Origin of the sequence: Erwinia sp. PPS120 (assembly GCF_047918655.1) — a bacterium.
Lineage (GTDB): Bacteria > Pseudomonadota > Gammaproteobacteria > Enterobacterales > Enterobacteriaceae > Erwinia > Erwinia tasmaniensis_A.
Genome location: NZ_JBLREF010000023.1, coordinates 80691 through 90073, shown reverse-complemented (window position 1 = coordinate 90073; position 9383 = coordinate 80691). Strand labels below are relative to the sequence as shown.

Annotated in this window: 3 protein-coding genes and 2 pseudogenes; 2 read left to right on the top strand and 3 right to left on the bottom strand. The window is 41.1% G+C overall.

What is annotated here, in order from left to right:
* The first annotated feature begins 249 nt into the window (after positions 1 to 249).
* Positions 250 to 6834 carry an anthrax toxin-like adenylyl cyclase domain-containing protein gene (locus tag ACLRGG_RS13845; protein WP_416250322.1) on the top strand — a complete coding sequence of 2195 codons (6585 nt, stop codon included), beginning with the start codon at positions 250 to 252 and terminating at the stop codon, positions 6832 to 6834.
* Between the two features lie 191 nt (positions 6835 to 7025).
* Here ACLRGG_RS13845 and ACLRGG_RS13840 read toward each other — a convergent pair.
* Positions 7026 to 7220 (bottom strand): annotated as a pseudogene (locus ACLRGG_RS13840) (IS66 family transposase); the annotation flags it as partial.
* A gap of 339 nt (positions 7221 to 7559) precedes the next feature.
* Between ACLRGG_RS13840 and ACLRGG_RS13835 the strand changes: the two are divergent.
* The gene (locus ACLRGG_RS13835) at positions 7560 to 7661 is read left to right on the top strand and encodes an IS1 family transposase (RefSeq protein WP_416250321.1); all 102 of its coding nucleotides are present in this window, start codon (positions 7560 to 7562) and stop codon (positions 7659 to 7661) included.
* Positions 7662 to 7748: 87 nt separating this feature from the next.
* On the opposite strand, the gene ACLRGG_RS13830 is transcribed toward ACLRGG_RS13835, so the two are convergent.
* Positions 7749 to 8426, bottom strand: coding sequence for a class I SAM-dependent methyltransferase (locus ACLRGG_RS13830; RefSeq protein WP_416250320.1), 678 nt, complete (start codon positions 8424 to 8426; stop codon positions 7749 to 7751).
* Between the two features lie 859 nt (positions 8427 to 9285).
* Positions 9286 to 9383 (bottom strand): annotated as a pseudogene (locus tag ACLRGG_RS13825) (transposase); the annotation flags it as partial.

Here is a 9383-nt window from a genome sequence, read left to right as displayed (position 1 = left end):
TTATAATCACGAGCGTCCGAATATGGCATTAAATGGCTACACGCCGATGCAGCATATTCAACGCATGACTTGATTCTACTTATCGCCTCCGTTAAAAAGGGGAGGATTACCCCACCACGTACAGTTGTTCTCAGATATGCCGTATTCAGGCACTCAACATAAATAAAGTTTTTACTAACAGAAAAATTTTTCTGATGATGATAAATAAGGAGGTCTTAACAGCCAGTTACGGATCAAGGATGGAACTCTATGCCACCTGTAAACCCACTAACCCCCACCTCATCAACCTATATATCCCGGGATAATTTAAATCCGGAAGACCAGGATATCTGGTTTGATGCCATTGATTACGTTGAAATGGAAGAGACCTGGTTTGAGGGGGCTGAAGCCTTTGACATTCATGAAGAACATCAGACTGCCCCGACATCTTCTGCCGGAGAAGCCGCAGATTCCCGGGTTCCGTTCACGGAAGACTGTCGCCGCGGCGTTCAGCAGCTTGTCCGTACCCTGGGAGAATACGGGGAGAGCAGAATGCTTTCTGCCTGCCTTTCGAAAATACTTCCCGGCACCCCGACGAGTCTCGCTATCGCAGCAAACAGTCTGTATACCGCAGTGACTGAACGACGGAATATTGATACTGCAGTACTGCATACTCTCGGTCTGGCATCCTGTTACCTTCCTGAGAATATTAATATTGTATCCCGGCTGGCATCCTTTCTCAGGGATACCGTTACCGGGTGGACAGATGAGACTTTTCTGCAGCAGTTTCTGGGAAACAAAGAAAATTACACTTCCACCCACCTGTTTACAGCCCTGGCGGTAACGGCCATTGTGGCGGGACGCTGGATGAAAGACGAAGGGCCCGCGCAGCGCGGTGTTCTGAAGGTCCCGGCCTTTATGGCTAATATTTTTATCCGCGCCAGTCATTACTGGACAGCGCTGGGAAATATGGCGGGCAGTCTCCCATCCGGCACAGCAATCCCGGAAAATACCGGCACATCACAACCCGCTCCCGCTTTTGAGGTCGATACGCAGATGGAAATGACCGGAGATATATATTATGTCACAGCTTCCGGCACCCAAGCACCACGGTTCACCGCATTAGTGTCAAATTCAACTGTCTGTCCTGAGACTTACACCCGGGCGACGGTAGAGAACAGGCCCGCCCCTGCGCCCGGGAAAATTACCCCTCTCTCTGTGCCTGAAAAGGCGCATTATCTGGTTGTGGAGTACCTCCGGCAGAAAAGTGAGCTTGCGGACCTGCTTTACTGTACCAGCCTTAAGACTGAGTCCCGCCAGCAAACAAACGACGAGGTCATTACCAACACGTATTTCAATACAAAATGTGATGCCACCGTTTATCCTGAACCATTCAGGAAGGCGGCAGAGAGCATACCTGTACACACCGACAGACCGGAAACACAGGTATTCTCAGCAGCACCAACCCGGAGTGTCGGGGAGCCTTTACTTCCCATAGTGATGACGGCTGCGACAGTGGCCACGGCCTCGCCATATTTGCAGGCCCTGAAAAGTAAAAAGATGATTGGTGCAGTCTCTGCTTTCGGTCTGGCCGGAGCTATCGTGGGCGGAAAACAGCTGTGGGATCAGTTCGCACCAGAGAGCTCTGGGAAAGGCAGCGGCGGCAATATAAAGAAATGTGAAGAAGCAAGACTGGAGGCGTTAATTCAACTTGATGGGTTAAATACAGAGGGAAAAATTCACAAGAAACAAACTAAATGCCTTTCTGTATTGTTTAAAAATAACAAAATGGATACTGGTAATCCTCATGATGTAATAAATAACCTTGTTACTTACCTTTCTAAGGGAAAGAAAAAATCAAGAACGAATAAGGTTATTAACTGCTTATTAGAACCAATTAACATATATATCCCACAAGATGAAAATATCACTACGGATAATTTAAAACGTTTGTTTTTATTAGATTACCTGAGTGCGTATATACTTGGTTCTGATTTAGGGGAGTGGTTTTCAAATCAAATAGCAGACATTAAATCAAGTAAAACGGTATCGCCCAGCAGCAAAATATTATCAGATAAGTTTGAAAGTGTGATTAAAAAACATCTGTCAGAAGGGTTGCTGACTAAAAAAACAATAGCTTTTTATAAAAAAATAGTATCTTATGAAATCCCAGCTTTACTTCCTGAATACATGGGACGGGCAGGTAAGGATATAACACATATTGGTATAGCTGAAGCACAATGGGGACTTGTGCATGCTGGCGCTCTTTTGCTCCGTGATAATAACATCAATATCAGCGATCTCAGCATGAAAGAAATTGAAGAAGTAGGAAATACCTTGAGTGCGATATTGAAAGAAGGTGCTATACCTAAAGAGTATAATCGATACTTCAACACCCCAGTAGCTGCCTATTCATCGTGGAATAAAGATGGTGCTTCCGTGTCATCTAACGCAACTGAGGACGATGTAATTAAAGCTCACAAAAATTATTTTTCATACATTAATAGCTGGGTGGTAGAGAACAACCCATATTTAAAGCTTAATGATTTGATTGAGAAATGGAAAAATAGAACAGATATCGCCACTACTATTCTTCGTGAGAGCAATATCAATGTTGAAGAAAATTTAACGTATTATTTGAATGCACATGACAAATGGGTGTTCAGTAAAGGTCGAATATTAGATAAGATGGAAGGTGGTGAGCAATTAGTGGCAGCTAATGATATTACCCTCCCAAATATTGATGAAATATTTCAAAAACAAAACCAAGCGATAGCTGATGTTATATACGATTTGGATAAATTATTGCTTACGTTGGTATTTGATTCATCATTGAATGATGATGATAGAAATTTCATACAAAGTTCAAGAGTGGAATTAATAAACGCTAACTTAGTCGATTTGTTTCCTGAACAAAAAACATCAACTTTGAAAGGTACAAAATATAGCATTCCTAAAGAGGCTGGTTTTATTTACTGTACCTCGGGAGAAAATGTTCGTTTCTACTCTATCTTTATGGACGAAAACAGCAAAAGTTACACAATGAATCGAGTAGACCCGGACAGAACAGCAGAAGATGATGAGAAGATGAGGAATTTAGGTGAAAATCTCATTGAGGCACATAAGGATGGTAAACAGTATTATGTAGAATATTATAAGACGGTAAAAAAAGAAGGTGAGAGCGTTTATTTATTAATAGAAAATCTGTCTCTGGAACATAGAACCAGGATGAAGGATCGGCTTCATGCTAAAGGTTATGACAAAACCACAGCAGAAAAAATAAAAGAAACTCTTCTTAGCTTTATTCCTTTTTATACTTGTATTACAGAATCCATAAAAGGCAATACAGGACATGCATTAGCGTCCTGCTCAGTGGATATACTTACAATGTTACCAGCCGCAGTCAATGCTGCAAAGGTAGCGGGAAGATTTGGTCAGGCTCTGACATCCACGGGAGTTACAGCGATAAAGTATGGTGCCAGGCAGGCTACAGTTTCTCAAATGATAAAACAGGCAGGGATAAAATTTATCGAGTTATCGCCAAATATCGCGAGAGAAATTTCGCCCGCGACACTTAAAGGTCTGGGTGTCACATTGTTACGCGCTCTGGATCCTGGAGGAGAGATAATCGTCCTGGGTAGCTATAAGGGGGGCAGTGCATTGAGCCGTCTTATCCAGAAAATTCCTGATGCAGGTGCTGGAATTAAGAAGCTTTCCGCAGCTATGCGTAATCGTGCTTACATGCATACTGATGCTTCAAAAATAAAAACAAAGTATTATCCTGGCGATGGTCCCGGACTGGGCAGGGAAATGAATGTCGTCAGGGTAGGTAGTTATCAGGATCGTGGGATATGGGCTGAGCTCAATTCAGAGTTAGGTGCCCCTTTTGGAAAGAAATATATAATTGATAGCAATGATATTATCAGGTTAGCTCCCAAAGCTCATCGAAGTAAAATGCCAAAAAACCAAGGTTCAGGTACAGTAGTTAAGGGGGAGGAAAGATTTACTTTGTTGGCCGGACTTCCTGGTGTGTCTGATGTTATATTATACAGCAAAGCGATACAACGCACTGCCCAAAAATATGGTGTTATAATTGGCGTCAGATTTCCAAACCCGCGGGGTGCGACTTTATTAAAAGAAGGTTACCCCTCTAAAAACTTTCATTTAAAAGCAAAATCCAGTGGAACTGGACCCACTTCGGGATTTATTGCTGAAAACCCTCAATACTCTAAGGTTTCCCCTGATAATTATGAGAAGCAGAGTAAAGCGATAGAGGACGCCATGAAAAAAGGGGGTGAAAGTGTTCAGTTAATACTGAGTAAGGCCAGAATAAAGGAATTAACCACAGCAGGAGAAATGTCTCATCTGCAGTCGGATATTTACTCAGCAACCTATCCGGGAGGAAAAAAAACTTTTCATATCGGTGACGATGGGGCGGTTTTTGACGATAATCATCTGCCTGTAAAAGTACTGACAAACCCACCGGAAGCAGGAACGAGTTCAGGAACGAGCAATATAAACTCCAGACCTGTCACGGCAGATTATGATTTATTCTGCATTATCCCCAGAAAACAGCAAGACTATAATATTAACCCGATTGAATTAAGACCTGTTCTTATAAACGGAAGGTTTGAGCTTGCATCTTTAAAAAATAAAAATATAGGAAGTAAGGGGGAGGATAAAAATAAAGGAAATGTTAATTATTTCACAGAAACAATAATTAATGATTTAAATAAAGAAGTTAATAGTGAAGGTTATCAGGGGGGTAAACTATTCTGGCATGGTGATGAATCAATGAATCCTTTTAGCCCTGGCCTGGATATGAGTGATAAGCCTATTTTCTTTCTTCCGTCAGGACAGATGACTCAGGTCCATACAGTTGATCAGTTAAGAGATCTATACTCAATATTTAAAGCAAATGGTTTCCCTGCAAAATTCAGTCCCAGATTCAATGTTTATTCCCCTGCCATAAGTGAAGTCTCGATGGAGGAGAAAATCATCAATAAACTATCCGTGTCAACAAAAAGTTACACAGTTAGTTCTCTCGAAAACAAAATGGTTATCGTTAATGGAAAAAATAATGAACAAATAGAGTGTATTGAAATGAAAGGTCGGTATCTTCCTTACAAAATTAATTATAATGTAATAGGAGGAGGAATTGAGGTTTACGACTTTAACGATAAAGATAAGTGGGGGTATCCAGTTCATATGAATGCTAATAATGAATGGACATTTGGTGTCTTCAGGAGTAGGTTTAATTTTGACACCCCCAAAGTTTTCTCTGATGAGAATATAATTGGGAGTGCGCTGTACAATAAAATTATGAATGAATTACCAGGTATCCCTTTTGTGCAAAAAGATTTCTCACCGGTAAATTCAAGAAATATTGTTGAGAATGCCAAAGGTGAGCGTTTTATTAAAATAGATAACAAGTTGTTCAGAATGGTTCCGAATCCATATTATGAAGGGCATTATATTTTAGGGGGGGCTGGAGGGGATCATTTATATTGTAAGTATGACAGTGTAACTGACAGGTATGTGAATGTAGAAAACTATGGACCAAAAAGTGGCTTCGTTGAGCGTAAATATCAAAATCCTGACTCTCCCGGTTCAGATGAATTTGATTCTGAATTATCTATTAATTCAGATATAGAGGAAGAGTCATATTCAGATATTCTGGAAGCAGAGCAACAATTGCCATATCCGGATTTCAGTTTAACATGGCGCTCCTCTCTGAGGAATGTCTTTCCGGAAATCCCGAACGGTGCTTATGCTGAGTTGATTGGTAGAGATGGGGCTATCTATCATTTCCCTAACGGCCCCCTGAAGGCTTTTGATGCTACATTTCCACCTAAATTAATGACAGAACAGGTATATCAATTTAATTTACAGCAATACCTTAGCCAGACGTTTGGCGATGACAATTTTGTAATTTCAACATGTCAGAACATCATTAACTCTGAAAGCGAAAACATGAGGGGGCTTGGAGGGAAAATAATAAATTCTGCCAGAACTGCGCTGGAGCAATCTGAGCGGCTCGTAACGTTATTTGGTGAGTCATCAACACGTCATAGAGTGGCTGATCATTTGAAAAAATTGTTAGGTATTGATGAAGATGCTGTGATTAATGAGGCTATTAACTTTATTGAAGTGGCAGTAAATAAAAATCTTGAAATTCTCCAAAAAACTTCCTCTAATAATTTTAAAAACATTTACATTTATGAATTTAAGCAATATGAAAAAATTTTGGAAAAAGGTGAGACAGCAACTACAAATGCTTTTACCTATTCTGAAGATCCTGAGAGCAGAATACATTTTAACGCAGGAGCCATGATTGACAATACAGCTAAAGTAAATGGAAGGAAAGTTTATTTAACAAAAAAAGACATTGCAAGCATAAGTCAAGAGTATCATAATATGATATTTTTGCATGAGACAACACATTCATCCTCTAATACTGAGGATTACTTGTATACATATAGTGAGGGAGGAACATGGGATTATGCTTCAGCACAGGAATCAATAAATCAGTTCAAGGAACGCGCGTTTGGTGGCAGAATGAATGACAACTTCTATTATGATGTAATTGGAAAGAAAACAATGCGTGAAACCCCGGTTACGGATTTAGAGAAAAAAATGGCCATTGATATTCTTAATATAGATCATGTGCTGGAAGCTAAGCTTATTCTTAATAATGCGGATAACCTTGCAACCATTATTAATGATATCGATAAAGTATTTCTTCCTGCCTTAAGGAGAAAAAGATACGCGGGCTATATCACATTATCAGAATATCGCAATTTCATGAGGGTTTTATATGCCATGGCGGGGTATCCTGTATTAAAAGGGAACTGAAATAAAAAAATAGAGCATAAAAAGTGTGGGATATTTCTATGTTTCAGGCGGCAATGACTGATATGTATTATCTCAGACTTGATCAGATAGTTACCAGTTATTTATGGGTCTTCCCCAATCATGGAGGGAGACTCAGAATGTAGTGGTACACTGAATTTGGTGTAAGTGTTAAGTGAGCGCCGTATTGACGATTATTTATTGGTGAGATCTACGTTCCATGGCAGCAGTTCCGCCACTTTGTTGCCGGGCCACTCCGGCAGTACGCTCAGGATATGACGAAGGCAGGCTTCCGCTTCACGCCCATCCCACAGCCTGGGAGTACAAAAAACAACCTTAACGTACAATAATTTTCGATATCCAAACTGACCCCTATTAAAATAACAGAATAATTGAAGGAGGCCGCAATGAAATGGTGTTTAATATGTTTACCTGGCATTATGTGGCTAACAACAGCCACAGCCCAGTCCAGCCAGGAAATGGAAAAAGAACTATCATCTGTTAGTTCTTTTCTATTGGTTTTAATGGTTTTGTGTCGAAAAAAATGCCACAGCAAATAATCTATGAAAAAAAATTAAAAATTCTCTGTCTATATTAAAAATCTGTTTGAGAGTGATAAATCCACGCCTGAAAGCAAGACCCAGGCTGTATGTGGCTATGGGGAAATCCAGAGGCTGCTGCTACGATAACGCCTGTGCGGGAAGCTTCTTTCACTCACTGAAGGTGGAGTGTATCCACGCCAAACAAAGGAGACGCACCTGATCGGTAAGATTTTTATGCAACGCCTCGAGCATAACAACCTGACCCTCCGTACCCACATTAAGCGGTAAACACATAAAACGATTTGATTCTCACGCTCGTTCGAAATCCAGGAAAATTCATCGGGGTCTTCATTGAACTGAAAAGCACATGTTCTACTAATTGGAGGCATTACCACCTATTTTACCGGTAGCGGTAAACACGGCGACAACGCCATGCTGCTGGATGGTGACTTTAGCAAAATAGCGCTCCAGAATGGTCTCCAGCTCTTCATAAGAATCTGCAAGGTTACAAAAAATTCCTTTCTTGTTATATATTTTCATTAAGTATCGCCCCAGTCTATTGTGTTCAACACCCTTGCCTAAAATAGTCGCCCCATGGAGTGTGCCGTCAGGCGTCAGGGCTTGTGAGGCATGTTCAATAGCCACTGCTTTTTTATGCATATCTCCACGCAAACAATGCAGTAGATAATACATTGAAACAGAATCATATTGTCCTTTTTCACCGTCGGGTAATTGCCTTAATATGTCATGCTTCAAGGCGTGGTGTATGCGATGTGAACCGATCCGTTCGGTGGCGGACGAAAGGCTGTTTTGGTTTAGATCCATCAGGGTGATATTATTAGAATTATCCCGGGTATGGGCAATGTAATAGCCCGTACCGACGCCAATGTCCAAATGCTTTTCTGCCATGTTTTGGCGGAAGTGATTAAGAAGAATATCTTCAGTGCTGCAACGCCAGGCGTGACTATTTGAAATGCCGAGCACCCAGAAATCATAAATTTTCAAAATGAGCGGGGTGTATATCCTGGCCCCCTTGTCGTTGCCATAATCCATTTTTCTGCTCTCTTTTTTTTATTTAAGTTCGGTGGTTACTATAAACGATAAATGAGTAGTACTACAGTCTCTATTTGCATTTCTCGTTACTCGATCTACGTATACCATTACCGGCCACCAGACGGCGTGTTTAAGGCACAGCCGGCCCCGGGTGCCGGAACAAATGAATATGGGGGCGGTAAACTGACGACCGTGAGTGTGCAGGGCACAGAATATACCGACTTCGGCCCCCTGCTGACCTGCCCGCGGGCGTACTACTTTTCATTTTTGGTACGACAGGGCTTCAGCCCCTGAGATAAGGCATTTTTTTTAAAAAAAATTGAATCTATGCTCTAATACGTAATTGCAATATGGGGGGTAAACAGGATTTCTTATTGTTCAGAGATCGGCATCTTCTTTGATGAAAAACATATGTAAGAGTAATGTCGTTAATCTGGCGGTGTTTTTGAGAATAAATTGGGCGTTATTGGGCGTTTTTCAAGTGTAAAAAATGTACTTATTTTTTTAATGCGAGAAAGGAAGGTTTGAAAGTATAAAACTATTTTTCGTAAAATATCTTCGGGGCCTGGTGTGTTGAAATTAGATCCGAATTGCGTGCAAAGTACCCTCTCACAAACACTGTTAAACAATAAGCCTTTATCAAAAAGGGTTGATGGATTAGCTGTTTTTTTGCAATTGTGTGAAAAAAAATGAATTAAGATATATCGTATATTCAAGTCTAACGAATCTGGTTCTCATGAACAGGTTAGGTGATATTGATCTGAATCTGTTAAGAAAAAAAGCCCCGGAAAACCCCTCGTCAGCACTGTGAATCCCGGCTTCTCCGGCTTTCTCCTCGCCGACTTCTGAAGGGCCTCATATACACCCGGGGGAGCAGCGGCCCCGCCTGTGGTTGGCCAGAAAGCCGAAGTAGCGCACCATTTTAAAATGCCGCGCCGGAACGTGACTGATATAGCG

Bases quoted from the DNA above. Each gene is read 5' to 3' on its own strand.
- ACLRGG_RS13830 (WP_416250320.1), bottom strand. From the start codon at position 8,426: ATGGATTATGGCAACGACAAGGGGGCCAGGATATACACCCCGCTCATT.
- ACLRGG_RS13845 (WP_416250322.1), top strand. From the start codon at position 250: ATGCCACCTGTAAACCCACTAACCCCCACCTCATCAACCTATATATCC.